20 protein-coding genes and 1 pseudogene are annotated in these 22,818 nt (G+C 54.5%); 13 read left to right on the top strand and 8 right to left on the bottom strand.

What is annotated here, in order from left to right:
• A pseudogene (gene yfaE / locus FDX01_RS23755) lies at positions 1–125 on the top strand (ferredoxin-like diferric-tyrosyl radical cofactor maintenance protein YfaE); the annotation flags it as partial.
• Between the two features lie 3 nt (positions 126–128).
• Here the strand turns inward: yfaE and FDX01_RS11715 are convergent.
• Complete coding sequence (locus tag FDX01_RS11715) at positions 129–1,319, bottom strand: MFS transporter (RefSeq protein ID WP_117343430.1); 1,191 nt, start codon at positions 1,317–1,319, stop codon at positions 129–131.
• A 217-nt stretch (positions 1,320–1,536) separates the two neighbouring features.
• Between FDX01_RS11715 and FDX01_RS11710 the strand changes: the two genes are divergently transcribed.
• Complete coding sequence (locus FDX01_RS11710) at positions 1,537–2,415, top strand: LysR family transcriptional regulator (RefSeq protein WP_096756404.1); 879 nt, start codon at positions 1,537–1,539, stop codon at positions 2,413–2,415.
• A 60-nt stretch (positions 2,416–2,475) separates the two neighbouring features.
• On the opposite strand, the gene glpQ is transcribed toward FDX01_RS11710, so the two are convergent.
• Positions 2,476–3,543 (bottom strand): glycerophosphodiester phosphodiesterase, encoded by a 1,068-nt coding sequence (gene glpQ / locus FDX01_RS11705; protein WP_137399813.1) that lies wholly within the window; start codon positions 3,541–3,543, stop codon positions 2,476–2,478.
• Between the two features lie 3 nt (positions 3,544–3,546).
• Positions 3,547–4,905: a glycerol-3-phosphate transporter gene (gene glpT, locus FDX01_RS11700; protein ID WP_137399812.1), complete on the bottom strand. Its 1,359-nt coding sequence runs from the start codon at positions 4,903–4,905 to the stop codon at positions 3,547–3,549.
• A 274-nt stretch (positions 4,906–5,179) separates the two neighbouring features.
• Between glpT and glpA the strand changes: the two genes are divergently transcribed.
• From glpA to glpC, 3 genes are read left to right on the top strand one after another with little or no spacing between them, the layout of a single operon-like run.
• Complete coding sequence (gene glpA, locus FDX01_RS11695; RefSeq protein WP_137399811.1) at positions 5,180–6,808, top strand: anaerobic glycerol-3-phosphate dehydrogenase subunit A; 1,629 nt, start codon at positions 5,180–5,182, stop codon at positions 6,806–6,808.
• Complete coding sequence (gene glpB, locus FDX01_RS11690; RefSeq protein ID WP_137399810.1) at positions 6,798–8,057, top strand: glycerol-3-phosphate dehydrogenase subunit GlpB; 1,260 nt, start codon at positions 6,798–6,800, stop codon at positions 8,055–8,057. Before glpA ends, glpB begins: the two co-directional genes overlap by 11 nt.
• Positions 8,054–9,244 (top strand): anaerobic glycerol-3-phosphate dehydrogenase subunit GlpC, encoded by a 1,191-nt coding sequence (gene glpC / locus FDX01_RS11685; RefSeq protein WP_096756399.1) that lies wholly within the window; start codon positions 8,054–8,056, stop codon positions 9,242–9,244. Before glpB ends, glpC begins: the two co-directional genes overlap by 4 nt.
• Positions 9,245–9,369: 125 nt before the next feature.
• On the opposite strand, the gene FDX01_RS11680 is transcribed toward glpC, so the two are convergent.
• Complete coding sequence (locus FDX01_RS11680; protein WP_117343426.1) at positions 9,370–10,566, bottom strand: nicotinamide mononucleotide deamidase-related protein YfaY; 1,197 nt, start codon at positions 10,564–10,566, stop codon at positions 9,370–9,372.
• A 124-nt stretch (positions 10,567–10,690) separates the two neighbouring features.
• Positions 10,691–11,233 carry a YfaZ family protein gene (locus FDX01_RS11675; protein ID WP_115257927.1) on the bottom strand — a complete coding sequence of 181 codons (543 nt, stop codon included), beginning with the start codon at positions 11,231–11,233 and terminating at the stop codon, positions 10,691–10,693.
• Positions 11,234–11,549: 316 nt separating this feature from the next.
• Between FDX01_RS11675 and nudI the strand changes: the two genes are divergently transcribed.
• The 8 genes from nudI to arnF all read left to right on the top strand — a co-directional run bounded on the left by nudI (position 11,550) and on the right by arnF (position 19,634).
• The gene (gene nudI, locus FDX01_RS11670; protein WP_115257926.1) at positions 11,550–11,975 is read left to right on the top strand and encodes a nucleoside triphosphatase NudI; all 426 of its coding nucleotides are present in this window, start codon (positions 11,550–11,552) and stop codon (positions 11,973–11,975) included.
• A 288-nt stretch (positions 11,976–12,263) separates the two neighbouring features.
• Complete coding sequence (gene arnB, locus FDX01_RS11665; RefSeq protein WP_137399809.1) at positions 12,264–13,403, top strand: UDP-4-amino-4-deoxy-L-arabinose aminotransferase; 1,140 nt, start codon at positions 12,264–12,266, stop codon at positions 13,401–13,403.
• A gap of 2 nt (positions 13,404–13,405) precedes the next feature.
• Complete coding sequence (gene arnC / locus FDX01_RS11660; RefSeq protein WP_137399808.1) at positions 13,406–14,389, top strand: undecaprenyl-phosphate 4-deoxy-4-formamido-L-arabinose transferase; 984 nt, start codon at positions 13,406–13,408, stop codon at positions 14,387–14,389.
• A complete protein-coding gene (gene arnA / locus FDX01_RS11655; protein WP_137399807.1) occupies positions 14,386–16,368 on the top strand; it encodes a bifunctional UDP-4-amino-4-deoxy-L-arabinose formyltransferase/UDP-glucuronic acid oxidase ArnA in 1,983 nt (660 codons plus the stop codon). The genes arnC and arnA overlap by 4 nt, the downstream gene beginning before the upstream one ends.
• Entirely contained in the window at positions 16,365–17,267 is a 903-nt protein-coding gene (gene arnD, locus FDX01_RS11650) for a 4-deoxy-4-formamido-L-arabinose-phosphoundecaprenol deformylase (protein ID WP_137399806.1), read from the top strand. The genes arnA and arnD overlap by 4 nt, the downstream gene beginning before the upstream one ends.
• Complete coding sequence (gene arnT / locus FDX01_RS11645) at positions 17,264–18,919, top strand: lipid IV(A) 4-amino-4-deoxy-L-arabinosyltransferase (protein ID WP_137399805.1); 1,656 nt, start codon at positions 17,264–17,266, stop codon at positions 18,917–18,919. The genes arnD and arnT overlap by 4 nt, the downstream gene beginning before the upstream one ends.
• Positions 18,916–19,236: a 4-amino-4-deoxy-L-arabinose-phosphoundecaprenol flippase subunit ArnE gene (gene arnE / locus FDX01_RS11640; RefSeq protein ID WP_137399804.1), complete on the top strand. Its 321-nt coding sequence runs from the start codon at positions 18,916–18,918 to the stop codon at positions 19,234–19,236. The genes arnT and arnE overlap by 4 nt, the downstream gene beginning before the upstream one ends.
• On the top strand, positions 19,236–19,634 hold the full coding sequence (gene arnF / locus FDX01_RS11635) for a 4-amino-4-deoxy-L-arabinose-phosphoundecaprenol flippase subunit ArnF (protein WP_135911689.1): 399 nt from the start codon (positions 19,236–19,238) through the stop codon (positions 19,632–19,634). Before arnE ends, arnF begins: the two co-directional genes overlap by 1 nt.
• Here the strand turns inward: arnF and menE are convergent.
• From menE to menB, 3 genes are read right to left on the bottom strand one after another with little or no spacing between them, the layout of a single operon-like run.
• A complete protein-coding gene (menE, locus tag FDX01_RS11630; RefSeq protein WP_137399803.1) occupies positions 19,582–20,994 on the bottom strand; it encodes an o-succinylbenzoate--CoA ligase in 1,413 nt (470 codons plus the stop codon). The two genes, arnF and menE, sit on opposite strands and share 53 nt — an antisense overlap.
• On the bottom strand, positions 20,991–21,953 hold the full coding sequence (gene menC / locus FDX01_RS11625) for an o-succinylbenzoate synthase (RefSeq protein ID WP_137399802.1): 963 nt from the start codon (positions 21,951–21,953) through the stop codon (positions 20,991–20,993). Before menC ends, menE begins: the two co-directional genes overlap by 4 nt.
• Positions 21,953–22,810 (bottom strand): 1,4-dihydroxy-2-naphthoyl-CoA synthase, encoded by an 858-nt coding sequence (gene menB, locus FDX01_RS11620; protein ID WP_096756386.1) that lies wholly within the window; start codon positions 22,808–22,810, stop codon positions 21,953–21,955. Before menB ends, menC begins: the two co-directional genes overlap by 1 nt.
• Between the last annotated feature and the right edge of the window lie 8 nt (positions 22,811–22,818).

Here is a 22,818-nt window from a genome sequence, read left to right as displayed (position 1 = left end):
CCTGCCGTACCCGCCTGGTAGCGGGTCAGGTTGACTGGATTGCAGAGCCTTTGGCCTTTATTCAGCCGGGTGAGATACTGCCCTGCTGTTGCCGGGCAAAGGGTGATATTGAGATTGAGATGTAACGCCTAGTGAACTTCATGCGCGGAGACCAGCACCACGTCTCCGCGTTTTTTCATCTGCATGATGTACAGCGCTCCGGCAAGAACCACCAGCACGGCACCGACCAGATAAATCGCCCGATACCCCACGCCTTCTACCATCATCCCCATAATAAATGCCCCAATCGCCATTCCCGCATCCATTGCGTTGAAAAAAAGCGAATTGGCGATGCCAATTTTATGCGGCTCTACCGCGCTAATAATTTGCGTCTGGAACACCGGTGTCACCGAGCCGTAGCCAATGCCAATCAGCCCTCCGGCAATAATCATCATGATGCTGCCGTGGGTATATCCGAGCACCACAAGCCCTACGGTAAAGGCGACCAGGCACGGGTAAACCACGTATTTCGGTCCTTTTTTATCACAAATATTGCCGGTAAACGTTCGGCAGATCATCAGGCAGACAGCGTAGCAAAGCAGGAAGTTACTGGCGGCGGCCATCAGATCCAGCTCGCGTGCATACAGCGCCAGGAAGGCAGATACCCCGGCGTAGGAAAAGGTCATGAAGAAGGTCACCATGGCAAAAGGCAAGGCGGCACGGTCAAACATGGCGGCAAACCCCAGCTTAGGCTGCGAGCCATCGGCATGACGAATCACCGGCGGCACGGCAACAATCAATGACAGCACAATGCCCACCGCCGCTACCGCTGTACAAAGCCAGAACGCGGAAGTAAAGGCCTCCCAGCGCGCCATGTTCAGACCCACCCATGGCCCAACGACCATCGCCAGTCCCATAGCTAAAGAGAAAAAGCTGATGCCCTCCCCACGTCGGGAGGCCGGTATCAACCGCGCGGAAATCGTCCCTTTTACCGTAGTAATAACGCCAAACGTGACACCATGAAGCACCCGAATAAACAGCAGTGATTCAATTGAATGGCAGACAGGATACAGCGCAGTGACCACCAAAAAGGCCAGAGAAGAGAGCACCAGAATCGTTTTATTCGAATATTTTCCCACCCATTGTCCGGCAAACGGACGTACCACAATGGCGGCCCCCAAAAAGAAGGTGACTAATAAACCCGCCTTATCAGGGGTCGCATGGAGACGCTCCAGGATATAAATCGGCAACAGCGTCAGCAGGACATAAAAAACAAAAAAGATAATAAAGCTGATAATCGTGATGGCCCAAAAATCTTTCGTCCACAATTTTTCTTTCATACTCGGCAACCTGTCCCGACGGCGCACGCAGGCAACGCTCAGAGCGACTGAACAACGGACAGGTGCGTCAAAATGTGATTTATCCCCGTCATAGTTCACGTTGCTTGTGTGTCGGCTACGCAAATTATTTTGGGTATTTAAGGTAGAAAGTCAGTATAAACAGGCTTATTTTATTAGAGAAATTAATCATTTTAATAGTATTAATTAGAGATAACTAATGACACTAACCCAGATCCACGCCCTGCTGGCCGTGCTTGAGTACGGTGGTTTTACCGAAGCCAGCAAGCGGCTATACACCACCCAGTCCGCCGTCAGTCAGGCTATTTCGGCGCTGGAAGAAGAGTTAGGGGTTAATATTTTGATCCGCGAGCGGCGCAAAGATATTCAACTTACCCCGGTAGGTATCCGGCTGCTCCCGCATTTACGGACCATCATTGGACAAACGAATGCCGTAAAAGAGATCGCCGAACAGGAGAAACAAAACCCCGCCCGAACCTTGCACATCGGCTGTTTTCCCAGCGCCTGCGCCTGCATTTTGCCCGGTATCATCCGCTACTTTGAACAACATCACCCCAACATCAAAATCATTCCCTATGAAGAGAACAGCAGTGCCATTATTGATTCGCTGCAGAGTGGAGGCATTGATGCGGGTTTTGTGCATTTTCCGGTCAGTGGCATGTACTGCGTGCCGGTTTATCGGGACAAATTCACCGTTGTTGTCCCCGAGGCTCACCCGCTGGCGGCCAAAGCCACAATCTCAGTAGAAGAACTGGTGGGAGAACCGCTGATTATCAGTAAAGGGCGCTATGAATTAAGCATCATGACGTTATTTAAAGAACAAGGTATTGAGCCAATCATTAAGTACGAATTCAACCACCCGGATACGGCAATCAGTTTTATTCGTCAGGGGCTGGGGATCGCATTGTTACCGGAGCTCACATTAAAGGCGGTTGGCGGGCAAATACGTTCGGTGGCGCTGGAGCCAACGTTTTATCGGCAAATATCATTATTGGCAAAAGAGCCGCCGGTAGACGGCAGCCCTTTATATTTACTGCAGGCATGTATGGAAACACTGACCGCAGACGGTCTGATCTAACCGTCGGGAATGCGCCGGTGAAAAGGCCTGCAATATCATGCTATCGCAGGCCTGATACCGTTACTGCTTATGCAGGAACATCACCGCTTTGTCGGGGAAGTCGGTGAACAACCCGTCAACGCCCGCCTTGTTATACAGGATGTCATACAGCTGATTCACATCCGTCGCGTAGTCCGGCAGCTGATCGGCCCGCACAGTATAAGGATGCACCGTCATCTTGTTCTGATGCGCATCCTTCACCATCCCGGTCAACACGATGTTGCCTTTCTTCGACTTCTCATCGACCAGCATGTGATAGTCCGGGCCAATGCCATCCGCGTACTCAGCAACCTGCTTCATCGCGCCCGGTTTAAACATCCAGTCATAGTTGTAATTCACCCAACTGCCGTCCGGTTTTTTCTCCTGGGTTTCATTCCAGTCGGTATAGGCAATCAGCTGCACCAGGTTGAGGTCCATCCCCATTTTAGGTTCCAGCTCATTCTTGATGCGCTTAAGTTCCGCCACATCAAAACTTTGCAGATAGACCTTATCCTGTTTGTCGCTGTAGCCGTACTTTTTCAGCACTTCCAGCGTCTTCGCAGCAATGTCCTTCCCTTCCTGGTGATGGAACCACGGCGCTTTAATTTCCGGATAGATACCGATGTTCTTACCAGTGGAATGATTTAATCCCTGAACAAACTCGATCTCTTCTTCGAACGTATGCACACGGAAATCAGATTTACCCATCGGGAAGCGCCCTGGGTAGGTCTGCACCTGTTTGCCATTTTCGATATCGAAACCTTCGGTAAATTTCAGCGATTTGATCTCATCCAGCGTAAAGTCGATGGCGTAGTAGCGACCATCTTTACGGGCGCGATCCGGGAAACGCTCGGCGACATCGGTGACCCGGTCAAGATAGTGGTCATGCAGAACGACCAGATGGTCGTCCTTGGTCATCACCAGATCCTGCTCGAGATAGTCCGCGCCCTGCGCATAGGCCATCGCTTTTGCCGGCAGCGTATGCTCCGGTAAATAGCCGCTTGCCCCACGATGTGCAATCACAATCTTGTCAGCGGCGATGGCCGCGCTGCTGACCACCATACCGGTCAGCATCAACGCGACGCTAAGATTTTTCAATGTGGTTTTCATCTATTATCCCCCGTTACGCTTCAGTTCAATCTCTTTATGATGGCGCTTTTCACCAATCATGACGACCACCAACAGAATAACCGCCAGCACGCTGCCGCCAATCATCACCATAAAGCCACCGTCCCAGCCGAAGAAGTCAACGGTGTAACCGACAATGGCGCTCGCTGCCACAGAGCCGCCCAGGTAACCAAACAGCCCGGTAAAGCCAGCCGCCGTACCCGCCGCTTTTTTCGGTGCCAGTTCCAGCGCGTGCAGACCAATCAGCATGACCGGACCGTAGATCAGGAAGCCGATGATAATCATACATGCCATATCAACGTTCGGATTGCCCGCCGGGTTCATCCAGTAAACGATCGTTGCAATGGTCACCAGCGTCATGAAGAACACGCCGGTTGCGCCACGGTTGCCACGGAAGACTTTATCCGACATCCAGCCACACAGCAGGGTGCCCGGGATACCCGCATACTCATACAGGAAGTAGGCCCAGGAGGATTTATCCAACGCGAAATGCTTCACTTCTTTCAGGTAGGTCGGCGACCAGTCGAGGATGCCGTAACGCAGTAAATAGACAAACACGTTGGCGATCGCGATGTACCACAGCAGTTTGTTTGGCAGCACGTACTGCATGAAGATCTGCTTCGCAGTCAGCTCTTCTTCGGCTTTTTCGCTGTAATCATCCGGATAGTCGTTCTTATACTCTTCAATCGGCGGTAAGCCACAAGACTGCGGCGTATCGCGCATCAGGGCAAAAGCAATCAGGGCGACAACAATCGCACCGAATGCCGGCATGTACAATGCCGCTTTCCAGTCGTTAAACCAGGCCATACCCAGCAGGAACAGCAGCGGAGGCAGACCACCACCGACGTTATGCGCGCAGTTCCACACGGACACAATACCGCCACGCTCTTTCTGCGACCACCAGTGCACCATGGTACGACCGCACGGCGGCCACCCCATCCCCTGGAACCAGCCACACAGGAACAGCAGCACAAACATCACCGCGATACTGGACGTCGCCCACGGCACAAAGCCCATGAACAACATCACCGCCGCCGCCAGAATCAGACCGGCAGGCAGGAAAACGCGCGGATTCGAGCGGTCCGAAATGGACCCCATGATAAATTTCGAAAAACCATAGGCAATGGAAATACCGGATAACGCAAAACCCAGATCGCCACGGGAGAAACCCTGCTCAACCAGATACGGCATAGCCAGGGCAAAGTTCTTACGTACCAGATAGTACGCCGCATAACCAAAAAATATCCCCAAGAAAATCTGCCAGCGCAATCGACGATAGGTGGGATCGATTTCCGCTGCAGGTAAGCGCGCCGTATGTGACGCGGGTTTAAAAATGCTCAACATAGTATGTAGCCTCCGTGGCCGTCTTTTGTTCGAAGGAAACACTGTAAGTACGTCATCACGACGCAACCTCCCCCAGTGTGGCCGCGATGTTAAGGAAAGATTCAGCACAAAAATGTGAAACACAGCACAGATTGTTACAGATTTATGACAAATGTTCATAAAGGCGCACGAAATCACGTTTCATTTTCGAATAATGAGCGATTATGCGCGAAATCAAACAATCCATGTTTTTTATGTGGCTAAATGATAAAAAAACGAACTGTGAGGAAAAACAATGAAAACTCGCGACTCGCAAACAAGTGACGTGATTATCATTGGTGGGGGAGCAACAGGTGCCGGGATCGCACGCGACTGTGCTCTGCGCGGATTGCACGTCATCTTAGTAGAACGCCACGATATCGCTACCGGCGCAACGGGACGTAACCACGGCCTGCTGCACAGCGGTGCGCGCTATGCCGTCACTGACGCAGAATCTGCGCGTGAATGTATTAGCGAAAACCAAATTCTGAAACGTATCGCCCGCCACTGCGTAGAGCCTACGGACGGTCTGTTTATCACACTGCCGGAAGATGAACTCTCCTTCCAGGCCACCTTTATTCGTGCCTGCGAAGATGCGGGCATTCGTGCAGAAGCGATCGACCCTCAACAAGCGCGCATTATCGAGCCCGCAGTGAACCCGCAGTTGATTGGCGCAGTCAAAGTGCCAGACGGTACCGTGGATCCCTTCCGTTTAACCGCTGCCAACATGCTGGATGCCAGAGAGCATGGCGCGGTCATTCTGACAGCCCATGAAGTGACCGGGCTGATTCGTGAAGGTGCAACCGTCTGCGGCGTGAACGTTCGAAATCATCTCACCGGCGAGATGCAGTCCCTGCATGCGCCGGTGGTGGTGAACGCTGCCGGGATCTGGGGCCAGCGGATCGCGGAATATGCCGATCTGAGCATCCGCATGTTCCCGGCAAAAGGCTCGTTGTTGATCATGGATCATCGCATTAACCAGCATGTCATCAACCGCTGCCGTAAACCGTCGGATGCCGACATTCTGGTGCCTGGCGACACCATCTCGCTGATCGGCACCACCTCGCAACATATTGATTACGGTGATATCGACAGCAACCGCGTCACCGCTGAAGAGGTGGATATCCTGCTGCGTGAAGGGGAGAAGCTGGCGCCGATTATGGCGAAAACGCGCATTTTGCGCGCCTACTCCGGCGTGCGTCCGCTGGTGGCCAGCGACAATGATCCAAGTGGTCGTAACGTCAGCCGCGGCATTGTGTTGTTCGATCATGCTGAACGCGACGGTCTGGATGGCTTTATCACCATTACCGGCGGCAAACTGATGACCTACCGCCTGATGGCTGAATGGGCCACTGACGCCGTCTGCCGCAAGCTGGGTAACACTCGCCCTTGCACCACGGCGGACGTCGCGCTGCCAGGTTCGCAGGAATCGACCGAGCATACGCTTAAGCGCGTGATCTCGTTGCCCGCACCGCTACGCGGCTCGGCAGTCTACCGTCACGGCGATCGCACCCCGGTCTGGCTGAGCGAAGGTCGTCAGCATCGCAGCCTGGTCTGCGAGTGCGAGGCGGTCACCGCAGGCGAAGTCCAATACGCCGTGGAAAATTTAACCGTCAACAGCCTGCTGGACTTGCGCCGCCGTACTCGCGTCGGGATGGGGACATGCCAGGGCGAACTGTGCGCTTGCCGCGCCGCAGGGTTACTGCAACGTTTTAATGTTACCACCGCCGCGCAGTCCATCACCCAGCTCTCCGAGTTTCTCAACGAACGCTGGAAAGGCGTGCAGCCGATTGCCTGGGGAGACGCACTGCGCGAAAGCGAGTTCACGCGCTGGGTGTATCAGGGGTTATGCGGTCTGGAAAAGGAGCACCAGGATGAAATTTGATACCGTCATTATCGGCGGCGGTCTCGCCGGACTGCTGTGCGGTCTGCAACTGCAAAAAAGCGGGTTACGCTGCGCGATTGTTACCCGTGGCCAAAGCGCCCTGCATTTTTCCTCCGGCTCGCTGGATTTACTCAGCACGCTGCCGGATGGACAGCCGGTGAGCGATATCGAGGCAGGCCTGAACGCACTGCGCACTCAGGCCCCCTTGCACCCTTATAGCCTTATCGGTACGCAAAACGTCCTGTCACTGGCGCAGCAGGCGCAAACCCTGTTGAAAGAATCCGGTGCCCAGTTGCAGGGCGAGGTGCATCAGGTACATCAGCGCGTAACGCCGCTGGGGACCTTGCGCTCAACCTGGCTCAGTTCGCCGGAAGTACCGGTCTGGCCGCTGTCTGCTCAGCGTATCTGCGTGGTGGGCATCAGCGGGTTACTGGATTTTCAGGCACACCTCGCGGCAGCCTCACTGAGCCAGCGTAACCTCAGCGTCGACACCGCAGAAATCGAGCTACCGGAACTGGATGTTCTGCGCGACAACCCCACCGAGTTTCGCGCGGTTAACATCGCACGCCTGCTGGATAACGAAGATAAATGGCCACTGCTCTGTGACGCGTTGCTGCCAATAGCAAAAACCTGCGACATGATTATTATGCCAGCCTGCTTCGGTCTCACCGATTCCCGGCTCTGGCAGTGGCTCAACGAGCGTCTGCCCTGCTCGCTGATGTTGTTACCCACCTTACCGCCTTCTGTTCTCGGCATGCGCCTGCACAATCAATTACAGCGTCAGTTTGTACGCCAGGGCGGCGTATGGATGCCCGGTGACGAGGTGAAAAAAGTCACCTGTCAGGACGGTGTGGTAAGTGAAGTGTGGACCCGCAATCATGCTGATATTCCATTGCGTCCACGTTTTGCCGTGCTCGCCAGCGGCAGTTTCTTCAGCAGCGGACTGGTGGCAACACGCGAGGCTGTCCACGAGCCGATCCTCGGCCTGGATGTCCAGCAAACAGAGACCCGTGCGCAGTGGTATCAGCGCGACGTCTTCGACCCGCAGCCGTGGCAACAATTTGGTGTGAATACTGATAACACCCTGCGCCCAACGCTTGCGGGAAAAACGGTAGAGAACCTGTTTGCCATCGGGTCGGTGCTTGGCGGTTTTGACCCTATCGCCCAAGGTTGCGGAGGCGGCGTGAGCGCAGTAAGCGCCTTGCATGCCGCACATCATATTGCGAAACGAGCAGGAGGCCAGCAATGAGCGACACACGTTTTGAAAGTTGTATCAAATGCACTGTGTGCACCACTGCCTGCCCGGTCAGCCGCGTCAATCCGAGCTACCCAGGACCCAAACAGGCCGGGCCGGACGGGGAACGTCTGCGTCTAAAAGACGGTGCGTTATACGATGATGCGCTGAAATACTGTATCAACTGCAAACGCTGCGAAGTCGCCTGCCCGTCAGATGTTAAAATTGGCGATATCATCCAGCGCGCGCGCGCCAAATATGACACCACGCGTCCGTCGCTGCGCAACTTTGTCTTAAGCCATACCGATTTGATGGGCAGCGTTTCCACACCGTTCGCGCCGATCGTCAATACCGCCACCTCGCTGAAGCCCGTGCGTCAGCTGCTCGATTACGCGTTAAAAATCGATCATCGCCGGACGCTGCCAAAATACTCCTTTGGTACCTTCCGCCGCTGGTACCGCAGCGTTGCCGCACAGCAGGCGCAGTATCAGGATCAGGTCGCCTTTTTTCACGGCTGCTTTGTGAACTATAACCATCCGCAGCTTGGCAAAGACCTGATTAAAGTGCTGAATGCGATGGGGACCGGCGTACAGTTGCTGAGTAAAGAGAAGTGCTGCGGCGTGCCGCTGATCGCCAACGGTTTTACCGATAAGGCACGTAAGCAGGCGGTCAGCAACGTGGCGTCACTCAGAGAAGCCATTGACGGGAAAGGTATTCCGGTGCTTGCCACCTCATCAACCTGTACCTTTGCGCTTCGCGATGAATATCCCGAAGTGCTGGATGTCGACAACACGGGTCTGCGTGAACATATTGAGCTGGCCACCCGTTGGCTGTGGCGCAAACTGGACGGCGGGCAAACGCTGCCGCTAAAAACACTGCCACTGAAGGTGGTCTACCACACCCCCTGCCATATGGAGAAAATGGGCTGGACGCTCTACACGCTGGAGCTGCTGCGTCAAATTCCTGGTCTGGAACTGACGGTGCTGGATTCCCAGTGCTGCGGCATCGCCGGGACCTACGGCTTTAAAAAGGAAAACTACCCCACTTCGCAATCCATTGGCGCCCCGCTGTTCCGCCAGATCGAAGAAAGCGGAGCCGATATCGTCGTCACCGACTGCGAAACCTGCAAATGGCAGATTGAGATGTCCACCAGCAAGCGCTGTGAGCATCCAATAACCCTGCTGGCACAGGCGTTAGGCTAACTAACCAAGCCTACATCCCAATTGTAGGCCGATAAGCGAAATGCCATCTGGCAAAACATCTGCCGGATGGCAGCGTAAAACGCCTTATCCGGCCTACAAAATCTTCGCCATCAGGCAATAACAAACTATACGGTCAGTGATTCAACCACTTCAATCCAGCCATGCTCGGTGGCAATATCCTGATCGTTAAGCCAACGGCGCAGCATATTCAGAGCCATCATGGCGCACACTTCCTGACGCACCGGCAAGCTGTAGCGATTAGCGCTAAGTCGTACGCGTAATGCATGCGTGCCCTCAGACGTTGCCAGCGCAAAGTTAATATGTTCGTTTTCGAAACCCGATACCGCCAACGCCAAATCTGCGTAATGATTGCCGCGTCGCTCGGTTATCCAGTGCGCGGTTTGCGCCAGCGTTTCCTCCTGAGAGGGCACCACTTCACTGGCCAACAGCGGGGCGTTGGCGCGAGAAAGCTGGAGGGCGACCAGGCCCGCGGTAAACTGTTCGCTGAGTGTCAGGCTGTATTGCCGTTCCTGCAACGTGCGTGCAATTTGCGCGGGCAGCCCTTCCGTGCCTTCAAAAATCATATTCTGCCCGGCAACCCGCTTCACCTCCGGCCAGAGCGCCAGCATCGCTTCACGTTGGGAATCCGGCCCAGTAAGCTTCAACTCGATAATCGGCATTGATGAGCGATACCCCATCGTGACCCCGGCAGGCAAAGGCAGCGGATCCAAACTTTGCGCCAGCTCGCTTTCAGAACGGCCAAAGGTGGTTAGTCGCAGGCATAGCGGGGGTTGGGAGAGTGAGAATCGCTCCCGCAGACGCGGTAGGATCTCATGCTCGATCATCACTTTAAACTCTGACGGAACACCCGGCGTAAAGAACATCAAACAGCGGTTGAGCTTCACGGCGAATCCACAGGCGGTACCCACTGGGTTATTGATAAACTCGGCGCTGGCAGGTAATTCAGCTTGCTTACGGTTGCTCGGTGCCATAATACGACCGCGTTCGCGGAAGTAATGCTCCATCTGAGCAAGCCATGCCTCGTGCAGCACCAGCTCTTCACCTTTTGCCGTTGCCGCAGCCAGCGCGCTCAAATCATCGCTGGTTGGCCCTAAACCACCGTTCACAATCAATACATCGGCATGTTCGCTGCGTTCGCGCAAAATGGCGACCAGGTCGTCGAGATTGTCGCCCACCGTGTTGCGGCGTGTTAACGGTAATCCCTGATTGAAGAAAAAATCAGCCAGCCAGGCGGCATTGGTGTCGACGATCTGGCCGTGCAACACTTCATCCCCGGTGGATAGCATCTCCACGTTTAACATTGTGTTCTCCTGCTTATGCAATCAAAACACTATAACGCAATGGCGAGGGAACATGGAGGATGGAGGGAAAGAGAATGAGTAAGAGAAGGAAAAACAGGCGCAGCTGAACGCCGCGCCAGGGACATCAGAAGCTGGCGTTAACCCCAACATACGGGCCGTCAGCAATCGCATTGTCACGGTTGCCATCTTTACCCGCCAGGTTCAGGTAGCGATAACCGGCTTCGATACTCAGTGGGCGAATAATGGTCAGACGCGCGCCCGCATTGGCTTCTTCGTAGCTATCAATACCGCTGGAAAGCGAATCCGGAGAGTAGTAGTACTCGCCAAACAGACGGAAGCTGTCGCCAATCGGCCACTGCAAGCCACCACCAACCGCCGCCGCATAGCCTTCATCGCCGTCGTTTGGGTTGGTATAAACGCCTTTCCCGCCAACGGTGGCCAGCAGAGGACCAATCGGGATATTCAGACCAAGACCGACGCCGGCAACATCACCATCATCGTCGTTATGCATCCAGTTGCCGCTGGCTGCCAGCCCGGAGGACTCGGTACCGAAACCGAAGCCAAGGTTGGTGTAATCTTCACCAGCCTGGCCGCTGATGCTTACCGCGTTCGCCGACGCAGAAACAAACAGCATTCCAGCAAGGCCCAATAAAATACTTTTTTTCATTTTCTATCCTTTCCAGCAAGAAACTAAACATAGCCCCAAAACCGCTGGATTGTACTGCCTGATGGCGAGGAATCAATGAGCTAAAAAGGCGATGCAATAACATATTGTAACTAAATACTACTCAGAATGTTTAGCAAAGGTTAAGTTAACGGCCAACTTACGCCACAGCAAGGGCCTGAGGCGTGTTTTCTGTTATCGCATTCATTTAATCCCGCTTCTCCTTTAAATCGGCCTGGCCGCATTTTTTCTGCGTCTGGTAACAGGTAAGATGAGTGAAAGATGGACTCACTGAACAGACACACTAAGGAACAGACTTATGCGTCAAAGAACGATTGTTTGCCCATTAATTCAAAATGAAGGGTGTTATTTACTGTGCAAAATGGCCGACGATCGCGGCGTGTTCCCCGGTCAATGGGCACTTTCAGGTGGCGGCGTTGAGCCGGGTGAGCGTATCGAAGAGGCCTTGCGTCGCGAAGTGCGCGAAGAATTGGGCGAGCAGTTGGTGCTCACAGAGATAACTCCGTGGACCTTTAGTGATGATATCCGCACCAAAACCTATGCTGATGGTCGCCAGGAAGAGATCTACATGATTTATCTGATCTTCGATTGTGTTTCAGCCAATCGTGAGGTGAAGATTAACGAAGAGTTTCAGGACTTCGCCTGGGTTAAACCGCAGGACCTCGCCCATTACGACTTAAACGTCGCCACCCGAAAAACGTTAAAACTGAAAGGACTACTGTAGTTTTTGTCACGATGAAATTGGCTGTATGTGTACCGGCATTGCTTAATTTTTTAATAAAATGGAGTAATGTCGGTAGCTCGCGACGAAAAATAAAATATAAAAACATTTCACTTTCAAAGTGATAATCACAAAAATCAAAACACTCCACATTATTTCTCAACCTTAAACTCTTAAGGATAAATTAACCTTCAATCATTAATCTTTGCAGCCTGATGAAATAATTAACGACACCTCTATTTATCATCCTAATAAATATGCGATGGCGTTTAATGGCTTGAAGGAATAATGATGTCTGACTTTTTGCCTTTCTCTCGCCCGGCCTTCGGTACTGAAGAGCTTGCCGCCGTCAAAACCGTTCTGGACTCAGGATGGATAACCACCGGCCCTAAAAATCAGCAACTGGAAGAGGCATTCTGTCGGCTGACAGGAAACCAACATGCCGTTGCCGTCTGCTCAGCTACAGCAGGTATGCACATCACGCTGATGGCGCTGGACGTAGGCGCAGGTGATGAGGTGATCACCCCGTCGATGACGTGGGTTTCCACGATCAATATGATTGTCCTGTTGGGTGCGACGCCGGTGATGATCGATGTCGACCGCGATACGCTGATGGTCACTCCCGAACAAATTGAAGCCGCGATAACCCCACGAACCAAAGCGATTATTCCGGTGCATTACGCCGGTGCCCCAACTGACCTTGATGCAATTTATGCCATTGGCGAGCGTTATAGCATCCCGGTCATCGAAGACGCCGCACATGCGGTGGGAACCTTATACAAGGGCCGTCATGTTGGCGCCCGCGGTACGGCGATTTTCTCCTTTCACGCCATCAAAAATGTTACCTGCGCGGAAGGTGGTCTGATTGTTACCGACAACAGCGCGCTCGCGCAACGTCTGCGTAGTCTGAAATTCCACGGTCTGGGCGTGGATGCCTATGACCGGCAAACCTTTGGTCGTGCACCGCAGGCGGAAGTTATAACCCCGGGGTACAAGTACAATCTGACCGATATCAATGCTGCCATCGCCCTGGTGCAACTGGATAAACTGGGTCGAATAAATGCACGTCGCGCTGAAATTGCGCACCAGTATCAGCACGCGCTGGCCGATACACCTTTTCAGCCGTTGAGCTTGCCGCAGTGGTCGCACGTTCACACCTGGCATCTGTTTATTATTCGTGTTGACGAGGCACGCTGCGGCCTGAGCCGGGACGCCTTAATGGAAGCACTGAAGGCTGAAGGTATCGGTACCGGTCTGCATTTTCGCGCGGCGCACACGCAAAAGTATTATCGCGAACGCTTCCCCACCCTGTCGCTCCCCAACACAGAATGGAATAGCGCCCGCATCTGTTCACTGCCTTTATTTCCCGACATGACCGCCGACGATACCCAGCGCGTCATCACGGCACTTCGCCGGATAGCAGGACAATGACCATGTTTGAAGCCACACCGATTAAAAAAGTCTCGGTAGTCATTCCCGTTTTTAACGAACAGGAAAGCCTGCCGGAGTTAATCAGACGTACCTGTGCCGCCTGCGAAAAACTGGGGAAAGACTATGAAATCCTGCTGATCGATGACGGCAGCAGCGACAATTCCGCACAGTTGATGATGGATGCCTCACAGGCCCACAACAGCCATATTGTCTCTATTCTGCTGAATCGCAATTACGGGCAGCACTCGGCGATTATGGCCGGTTTCAGCCACGTCACCGGTGATTTGGTCATCACGCTGGATGCAGACTTGCAGAACCCACCAGAGGAGATCCCTCGTCTGGTCGCCACCGCAGACCAGGGCTTCGACGTGGTCGGAACGGTGCGCCAAAACAGGCAAGACAGCATCTTTCGTAAGACGGCCTCGAGGATGATCAACAATTTGATTCAACGTACCACCGGTAAAGCGATGGGGGATTATGGCTGCATGCTACGCGCCTATCGCCGTCATATCGTTGATGCCATGCTGCATTGCCAGGAGCGCAGCACCTTCATTCCCATTCTGGCCAACATCTTTGCCCGTCGCGCGACGGAAATCCCGGTGCACCATGCAGAGCGTGAATTTGGCGACTCTAAGTACAGCTTTATGCGTTTGATTAACCTGATGTATGACCTGGTGACCTGCCTGACCACCACGCCGCTGCGCATGCTGAGCCTGCTGGGCAGCGTGATTGCCGCCACGGGTTTCACCCTGTCCGTTCTGCTGGTCGTTCTTCGTCTGACGCTGGGTCCGCAGTGGGCAGCTGAAGGGGTCTTTATGCTGTTTGCCGTGCTGTTTACGTTTATCGGCGCACAGTTCATTGGTATGGGTTTACTCGGCGAATATATCGGTCGCATCTATAACGATGTCCGCGCCCGCCCCCGCTACTTTGTTCAACACGTTATTCGTCCACACACCACGCAGTCAACCGAGGAAAACCACGCATGAAAGCCGTCGTATTTGCTTATCACGATATGGGATGTCAAGGAATTCAAGCTTTGCTGGATGCGGGTTATGACATCGCTGCTATTTTCACGCACACCGATAACCCCGGTGAAAAAGCGTTTTTTGGCTCCGTCTCCCGGCTTGCGGCCAGCGCAGGGATCCCGGTCTATGCGCCGGACAACGTCAATCATCCGTTGTGGGTTGAGCGCATCAGCCAGCTGGCACCTGATGTTATCTTCTCCTTCTACTATCGCAATTTACTCAGCGATGACATTCTTAATCTCGCACCGGTAGGCGCATTTAACCTGCACGGCTCGCTATTGCCGAAATACCGTGGCCGCGCACCACTGAACTGGGTGCTGGTCAATGGCGAAACGGAAACGGGCGTCACGCTTCACCGTATGGTCAAACGCGCAGATGCCGGGGCGATTGTTGCCCAGCAGCGTGTGGCTATTTCACCCGATGACATGGCATTAACGTTGCATCATAAACTGTGCCAGACGGCGCGCCAAATGCTGGAACAAACGCTGCCTGCTATCAAAACGGCTGACTTTCAGCAGCGCCACCAGCAGGAAGCCGATGCAACCTATTTTGGTCGTCGCACGCCGGACGACAGCGTCCTTGACTGGAACAAACCGGCCGGGCAGTTACATAACAGGGTACGTGCGGTCTCCGATCCCTGGCCTGGCGCGTTTAGCTATGCAGGAACACAAAAATTTACCGTCTGGTCATCACGCCCGTGCGCAAACATCACCGGCGCACAGCCGGGTACCGTGCTCTCTGCGTCCCCGCTACAAATAGCCTGTGCCGATGGCGCACTTGAAATCATTACCGGGCAAGCGGGCGATGGCATTGCCATGCAAGGTTCACAGCTGGCGCAGGTTCTGGGTCTGGTGGTGGGGTCTCGCCTGAACGGCCAGCAGGTTTCCGCCAGCAAACGTCGTACCCGTGTTCTGATCCTCGGTGTTAACGGTTTTATCGGTAACCACCTGACCGAACGCCTGCTGCAAGAAGATAACTACGAGGTTTATGGGCTGGATATCGGCAGCGATGCGATTGGACGTTTTTTGTCACACCCCCGCTTCCATTTTGTCGAAGGCGATATCAGTATTCATTCTGAATGGATTGAATACCATGTGAAAAAATGCGACGTCGTGCTGCCGCTGGTGGCGATTGCCACGCCGATTGAATACACCCGCAACCCGCTGCGTGTCTTTGAACTCGATTTTGAAGAAAACCTGAAAATCATTCGCTACTGCGTGAAATACCGCAAGCGCATCATTTTCCCGTCAACGTCCGAAGTGTACGGCATGTGTAGCGATAAGGTCTTTGATGAAGACAGCTCAAACCTTACCGTCGGCCCGGTCAATAAGCCGCGTTGGATCTATTCCGTTTCTAAGCAGCTTCTGGATCGCGTTATTTGGGCGTACGGCGAAAAAGAAGGACTGCGCTTCACGCTGTTCCGTCCATTTAACTGGATGGGACCACGTCTCGACAGCCTGAACGCTGCCCGTATCGGTAGCTCACGCGCCATTACTCAGTTGATCCTCAATCTGGTGGAAGGTTCGCCGATTAAGCTGATTGAAGGTGGTAAGCAGAAGCGTTGCTTTACTGATATTCGCGACGGTATCGAGGCGCTGTTCCGCATCATAGAAAACGCCGGTGGATGCTGTGACGGCGAGATTATCAACATCGGTAACCCGGATAACGAAGCCAGCATTCAGGAACTGGCAGAAATGCTGCTGAGCTGCTTTGAAAAACATCCACTGCGTCAGCACTTTCCGCCGTTCGCCGGCTTCCGTGACGTTGAAAGCAGCAGCTACTATGGCAAAGGTTATCAGGACGTTGAACACCGTAAACCGAGTATTGTTAATGCCCGACGCTGCCTGAACTGGGAACCGACCATCGACATGCGGGAAACGGTAGAAGAGACGCTCGATTTCTTCTTACGCAGCGTGGATATCACGGAACACACATCATGACCAAAGTGGGCTTGCGCATTGATGTCGATACCTTCAGGGGGACGCGCGAAGGCGTGCCCCGCCTGCTGGAGACATTAAACCGACATAACGTTCGGGCAAGTTTTTTCTTTAGCGTTGGACCTGACAACATGGGACGCCATCTCTGGCGTCTGGTGAAACCGCAATTTTTGTGGAAGATGCTGCGCTCAAACGCAGTCTCTCTCTACGGGTGGGATATTTTACTGGCCGGCACCGCGTGGCCAGGAAAAGAAATAGGCCACGCGAATGCCGCCATTATTGCACAAGCCGCCCGGGTTCACGAAACCGGCCTGCATGCCTGGGATCACCATGCCTGGCAGGCGCGAAGTGGCACCTGGAATGACAAACAACTGATTGATGATATTTCTCAAGGTATTACCGTGCTTGAGGCCATCACCGGACAGCCTGTCACCTGCTCAGCCGCTGCCGGATGGCGTGCTGACGAACGCGTCGTCCACGCCAAAGAAGCCTTTAACCTACGCTACAACAGCGATTGTCGGGGCTCTTCACTATTTCGCCCGCTGCTTGCGACGGGGAAAGCCGGCACGCCGCAGATTCCCGTCACTTTACCGACCTGGGATGAAGTGATTGGCCGGGAAGTGCAGGCTGTCGACTTCAATGCCTGGATCCTCTCCCACATGCTGATGAACACAGCAACGCCGGTGTACACCATTCATGCGGAAGTTGAAGGGATCGCCTGCCATCACGATTTTGATGACTTGCTGACTCGAGCCGCTGATGCGGGCATTACGTTTTGCACACTTGGTGAGCTCCTGCCAGACGATATCACTACGCTACCAACAGGCCAGGTCGTTCGCGGCAAAATACCCGGCAGAGAGGGATGGCTCGGCTGTCAGTACCCGGTGAGTGTTTCACAATGAAATATCTACGTTATACCGTGGCGTTTATCGCCTTTATTGCGCTGTATTATGTTGTTCCCATCAATAGCCGCCTGCTGTGGCAGCCTGACGAAACGCGCTACGCGGAAATTAGCCGGGAAATGCTCAACTCGGGCGACTGGGTAGTCCCACACTTTCTCGGGTTACGCTATTTTGAAAAACCGATTGCCGGATACTGGTTAAACAGCATCGGGCAGTGGTTATTTGGTGCAAACAATTTTGGCGTCAGGGCGGGCGCTATTTTTGCCACCCTACTCACCGCGTTACTGGTGGCCTGGCTTGCCATGCGACTCTGGGAGGATAAACGCACCGCCGTACTCTCCTCAGTAATTTTCTTAACGTTTTTTTCCGTTTACAGCATCGGCACCTACGCAGTTCTCGATCCTATCATCGCCCTGTGGCTGATGGCGGGCATGTGCTGTTTTTGGCAAGGCATGCAGGCCACCACTAAAACCGGCAAAATCATCGCCTTTTTGCTGTTGGGGCTGGCCTGCGGCATGGGGGTGATGACCAAAGGTTTTCTCGCACTGGCGGTCCCGGTTCTCAGCGTGCTGCCGTGGGTATTAGTACAAAAACGATGGAAAGATCTCTTTCTCTACGGTCTGCTGGCGGTGGTCGGTTGCATTGCCATTGTGTTGCCATGGGGAATAGCGATTGCCCAGCGCGAGCCGGATTTCTGGCATTACTTTTTCTGGGTCGAACATATTCAGCGTTTCGCACTGGCGGATGCCCAGCATAAAGCTCCGTTCTGGTACTACCTGCCCGTCCTTATCGCAGGCTGTTTGCCCTGGCTTGGTCTTCTGCCTGGTGCACTGCAAACGGGGTGGCGTGAGCGGGATACTCCGCGTAGCGCACTCTATCTGCTCGGCTGGATTGTCATGCCGATTGTGTTTTTCAGCATCGCCAAAGGAAAACTCCCCACCTATATTCTTTCCTGCTTCGCGCCGCTGGCTCTCCTCATCGCGCGTTTCGGTGTGCAGGCGGCCAAGGAAGGATCCGTTGCCCTGCGCGTCAATGGCGGGATCAACATCCTGTTTGGGGTGATCGGCATTGTCGCCACCTTTGTGGTGTCTACACTGGGGCCGCTCAAGACCCCGGTCTGGACGCATATCGAAACCTATAAGGTTTTTTATTCGTGGGGCATCTTTCTTATCTGGACTTTTTTTGGCTGGTATACGCTGACCAATAGCCAAAAAACCTGGAAATATGCCGCATTCTGCCCATTGGGGCTGGTGCTGTTGTTTGGATACGCGATACCCGACAGGGTCATGGAAGCGAAACAACCGCAGTTTTTTGTTGAGATGACCAAAGAGGTGTTACAACCAAGTCGCTACGTGCTTGCGGACAACGTTGGCGTCGCCGCAGGTCTGGCCTGGAGCCTGAAACGCGATGACATCATCCTGTACGGGCAAATGGGCGAGCTAAAATATGGCCTGAATTATCCCGATGCCCAGGGCCGCTTTGTCAGTCAGACTGGCTTTCCCGACTGGTTAGCCCAACATCGCCAGGAGGGTATTATTACGCTGGTGCTGTCGATTTCGAAGGATCAGGATATAACTCAACTTGCCATTCCCCCTGCGGATTACGTTGATAATCAGGGGCGTCTGGTCTTGATTCTGTACCGGCCCCAATGATCTGGCTGGCGTTAGTCCTCGCCAGTCTGCTCAGCGTAGGCGGGCAACTGTGCCAGAAGCAGGCCATCCGCGCGCGCAAACGCCACATTGCGTGGTGGATGAGTCTGGCTCTGGTAAGTCTCGGTCTGGCGATGCTGTTATGGCTGGCAGTGTTGCAGAATATTCCGGTTGGCCTGGCCTATCCGATGCTGAGTCTTAACTTTGTCTGGGTCACGCTGGCAGCCTGGAAAATCTGGCGAGAGCCCGTCACAAAGCGCCATTGGCTGGGCGTGGGGCTGATTATCACCGGTATTTTTATTCTCGGGAGCGCGGTGTAATGGGGATATTCTGGGGGCTATGCAGCGTCATGATTACTTCGCTGGCTCAGTTGAGTCTCGGCTACGCGATGGACAATCTGCCGCCGATACTGCATCCGTTGCGATTTATGGAAGCGATATTTTCCGCAAGCGTCGGGACGTTAACGCTGTACGCGGGACTGGTGGGGTATTTACTGTCGGTTATCTGCTGGCACCAGGCCCTGCACCGACTGGCACTGAGCAAGGCCTACGCCCTGCTCAGCCTCAGCTACGTACTGGTGTGGCTCGCCTCAATGTTCTTACCTGGCTGGCAGGGTTCATTTTCATGGCAGGCGCTCATCGGCGTGCTGTGCATTATGGCAGGGCTTATGACGATTTTTCTCGGACCCAGTCCAGCAATGCGCGGCGAGAAACCTTAATACCGCCACTTTTCAGCTCTGGCGGTAATTCCAGCCAGCGTACCGGTTGTTGAAAACGGGCCAGTTTATCTTTCACCCATTCAGCAAGATTGGCGTCATCCGCACGGGTATCGTATTCAACGACCGCCACCGGACGATGGCCAAACTCATGGTCTTCCAGCGGAACAACAAAGGCTTGCAGCACGTGCGGATGGGCGGCGATCACGCGTTCCACCTCTTCCGGCTGAATACCTTCCCCGCCGCTAAAGAACAGGTTGTCCATGCGACCGACAATCGTGAGCTTACCGTCGTTTAACACCCCGCGATCGCGGGTAGCAAACCAGCCTTCGCCATTAACCAGCGGAATAAGCTGCCCGTTGCGCCAGTAACCTGACGCCATGCTGGCAGCGCGCAGCCAGACTTCATCATCCACGATCCTGACCTCTCTGCCCGGCAAGGCAGAGCCGACATCGCCCAGGCCATCGGCCTCTTTCGCGCAAACCGTGGAAGCAAACTCCGTCAGCCCGTAACCACACCAGCAGCGAATCCCCTGCTCACGCGCCTGCTCGGTCAGCTCAACCGGAATGGCCGCGCCCCCCAGCAGTACCGCTTTCAACGTGATCGGTGCGTTGTTTACCAGCAAACGCCAAAGCTGCGTCGGTACCAGCGAGGCATGAGTGCAGCCCGCCAGCATCTGTTCCAGCGGTTGCTTGTCACGCACGGTCATGCGAGCACCGGCCAATAACCAGCGCCACAAAATACCCTGACCGGAAACATGAAACAGCGGTAGCGAGAGCAGCCAGTCATCCTCTGTGCCAAACGGCATTAATGACAGCACCCCCTGCGCACTCGCCAAATGTGCCTGACAGGTATGCACCGCTGCCTTAGGCAACCCGGTTGAACCGGATGTGAGTGTCATTGAACTCAATCGCAGAGGCAGCCAGTCGGCTGCATGCTCGCCAGACAGTTGCTGGATCTGCAGCGGCATCAGCCCCGAAAAGGGGTCATTGCTTTGCAGATCCAGCGCAAAACGCAGCGTTAAATCAGGGATCAACGCATCCAGCAGAGGCTGCGGCAGCTGCGGGTTCACCGGTAACACCCGCGCCCCGCACTGTAACAATGCCAGCCAGGCAAGCGCAGACGAAGGGTGATTCCAGGCACGCAGCAGCACGCCGTCGCCCTCTTTCACCCCCTGAGCGGCAAACCCCGTGGCCAGCGCGTCGACACGCGTACAGAGCTCGCGCCAGTTCAGCACCTCATCATTGAGGCGTAACGCTGGCGCCTCTGCCCGAACCTGCCGCCAGTGACGCCACGGCCAGTCGGTAAACGCCGTCGCCAGGCCCGATATGCTTGTGACATCGGGCATGTCCTGCACGGTCATAGCAGTCGTTCCAGCGCATCCACGTTAATACATGGCAGCACACTGCCGGGCCAGCTGCGAACCTGCTGGCACTGCATCAGGCTCAGCGTGTCCAGACCCGGTATGGTCTGCGGCGTCAGCCAGGCGGCAATCCGCGCCAGTTGGGTTAACCCCAGGCTTGACTCAATAGACGAACTGATTACCGCAGTGAGTCCGAGCGCATGCGCGGCTGCAACCTGCTCGCGAACCTTATCCAGACTACCGGTGAGCGTAGGCTTGATGATCACCGCACTCACGCCTTCTTCCGCCATAAAGGTAAAGTCGGCTTCACGCAGGCTTTCATCCCAGGCAATGGCAATCCCGGTTTCCCGCGCAAAGGCGCGAGAATCTTCCCGGGTTTTGCACGGCTCTTCGAGGAAAGCAATGCGCCCGCGATAATCCGGATTGACGTATTTAGCAAACTGCTGCGCCTTCAGTGGCGTCCAGGCACGGTTAGCATCAAGACGTAAATGCAGATCGGGGATCGCCTCCAGCAGCAGGTTGGCCACCATGCCGTCACGTACAGCTTCATACAGGCCAACTTTGATCTTCGCGACTTTTTCGCCCGGCATGTCCGCCAGTTGCAGCACCAGATCGTCAGGGTCGCCGGTACACAATGGCGCGGCGCGATAATTCGCCGCCTCCGGCAATGTCCCGTCAAGCTCGGCGAGTGCGCAGCTAGCACCAAAAGCCACCGAAGGCAGCTGTGGTAAAGAGGTTTCCCCCTTCAGCCAGCCGTTTACCCAGGCCAACAGAGCCGTTTGCGCCTCTTCCCAGGTTTCCTGGCTGAAGCCCGGCAAGGGGGAGATCTCTCCCCACCCTTCACGCTCGCCGTCACGAAGACACACGTACAGCCCATCACGCGTTTTTAACCGCCTGTCACGCAAAATCACCCCCGCGTCCATGGGGATCTGCCAGCGGTATACCTGCGCGCTACGCATTACGGATTCCGTTTGAATTTGCTGAAGTCAGGCTGACGTTTCTGGTTGAACGCATTACGGCCTTCTTGACCTTCTTCCGTCATGTAGAACAGCATGGTGGCGTTACCGGCCAGCTCCTGCAGCCCCGCCTGACCATCGCAGTCGGCGTTCAGCGCCGCTTTCAGGCAGCGCAGCGCCATTGGGCTGTTTTGCAGCATTTCACGACACCAGCGCACGGTCTCTTTTTCCAGATCCGCCAGCGGAACCACGGTGTTGACCAGGCCCATATCCAGTGCCTGTTTCGCATCGTACTGACGACACAGGAACCAGATTTCACGCGCTTTTTTCTGACCGACGATACGGGCCATATAAGACGCACCCCAACCGCCGTCAAAGGAACCCACTTTCGGGCCTGTCTGACCAAAGATGGCGTTTTCAGCCGCGATAGTCAGGTCACACATCATGTGCAGCACATGGCCGCCACCGATGGAATAACCCGCAACCATCGCCACAACCGGCTTCGGACAGGTACGGATCTGACGCTGGAAGTCCAGCACGTTCAGGTGATGTACACCGGAGTCATCCTGGTATCCGCCGTAGTCGCCGCGTACTTTCTGATCGCCGCCCGCGCAGAACGCTTTGTCGCCTGCGCCGGTCAGGATAATCACGCCGATATTGTCATCATAGCGCGCATCAGACATCGCCTGAATCATCTCTTTGACGGTTACAGGACGGAAAGCATTGCGTACCTGCGGACGATTGATGGTGATTTTTGCAATACCGTCGGTGGATTTTTCATAGCGAATGTCGGTATAGCCTTCAGAGCAATCGAGCCATTCTACCGGTGCGTAAAGCATTGTTTCATCAGGATAGATCATAAAATGTC

The organism is Citrobacter sp. wls613, from assembly GCF_005281195.1.
Classification (GTDB): domain Bacteria; phylum Pseudomonadota; class Gammaproteobacteria; order Enterobacterales; family Enterobacteriaceae; genus Citrobacter; species Citrobacter gillenii.
The sequence above is the reverse complement of the archived record's forward strand: the minus strand, read 5'-3'. Positions and strand labels throughout refer to the sequence as shown.

What these genes read in the sequence shown, in the direction of transcription:
- arnT (WP_137399805.1), top strand. Translation starts at nt 17,264, where the DNA reads ATGAAATATCTACGTTATACCGTGGCGTTTATCGCCTTTATTGCGCTG.
- glpB (WP_137399810.1), top strand. Translation starts at nt 6,798, where the DNA reads ATGAAATTTGATACCGTCATTATCGGCGGCGGTCTCGCCGGACTGCTG.
- glpQ (WP_137399813.1), bottom strand. Translation starts at nt 3,543, where the DNA reads ATGAAAACCACATTGAAAAATCTTAGCGTCGCGTTGATGCTGACCGGT.
- arnC (WP_137399808.1), top strand. Translation starts at nt 13,406, where the DNA reads ATGTTTGAAGCCACACCGATTAAAAAAGTCTCGGTAGTCATTCCCGTT.
- FDX01_RS11680 (WP_117343426.1), bottom strand. Translation starts at nt 10,566, where the DNA reads ATGTTAAACGTGGAGATGCTATCCACCGGGGATGAAGTGTTGCACGGC.
- arnD (WP_137399806.1), top strand. Translation starts at nt 16,365, where the DNA reads ATGACCAAAGTGGGCTTGCGCATTGATGTCGATACCTTCAGGGGGACG.
- arnB (WP_137399809.1), top strand. Translation starts at nt 12,264, where the DNA reads ATGTCTGACTTTTTGCCTTTCTCTCGCCCGGCCTTCGGTACTGAAGAG.
- menB (WP_096756386.1), bottom strand. Translation starts at nt 22,810, where the DNA reads ATGATCTATCCTGATGAAACAATGCTTTACGCACCGGTAGAATGGCTC.
- menE (WP_137399803.1), bottom strand. Translation starts at nt 20,994, where the DNA reads ATGACCGTGCAGGACATGCCCGATGTCACAAGCATATCGGGCCTGGCG.
- arnA (WP_137399807.1), top strand. Translation starts at nt 14,386, where the DNA reads ATGAAAGCCGTCGTATTTGCTTATCACGATATGGGATGTCAAGGAATT.
- menC (WP_137399802.1), bottom strand. Translation starts at nt 21,953, where the DNA reads ATGCGTAGCGCGCAGGTATACCGCTGGCAGATCCCCATGGACGCGGGG.
- FDX01_RS11675 (WP_115257927.1), bottom strand. Translation starts at nt 11,233, where the DNA reads ATGAAAAAAAGTATTTTATTGGGCCTTGCTGGAATGCTGTTTGTTTCT.
- glpT (WP_137399812.1), bottom strand. Translation starts at nt 4,905, where the DNA reads ATGTTGAGCATTTTTAAACCCGCGTCACATACGGCGCGCTTACCTGCA.
- arnF (WP_135911689.1), top strand. Translation starts at nt 19,236, where the DNA reads ATGGGGATATTCTGGGGGCTATGCAGCGTCATGATTACTTCGCTGGCT.
- glpC (WP_096756399.1), top strand. Translation starts at nt 8,054, where the DNA reads ATGAGCGACACACGTTTTGAAAGTTGTATCAAATGCACTGTGTGCACC.
- glpA (WP_137399811.1), top strand. Translation starts at nt 5,180, where the DNA reads ATGAAAACTCGCGACTCGCAAACAAGTGACGTGATTATCATTGGTGGG.
- FDX01_RS11715 (WP_117343430.1), bottom strand. Translation starts at nt 1,319, where the DNA reads ATGAAAGAAAAATTGTGGACGAAAGATTTTTGGGCCATCACGATTATC.
- nudI (WP_115257926.1), top strand. Translation starts at nt 11,550, where the DNA reads ATGCGTCAAAGAACGATTGTTTGCCCATTAATTCAAAATGAAGGGTGT.
- arnE (WP_137399804.1), top strand. Translation starts at nt 18,916, where the DNA reads ATGATCTGGCTGGCGTTAGTCCTCGCCAGTCTGCTCAGCGTAGGCGGG.
- FDX01_RS11710 (WP_096756404.1), top strand. Translation starts at nt 1,537, where the DNA reads ATGACACTAACCCAGATCCACGCCCTGCTGGCCGTGCTTGAGTACGGT.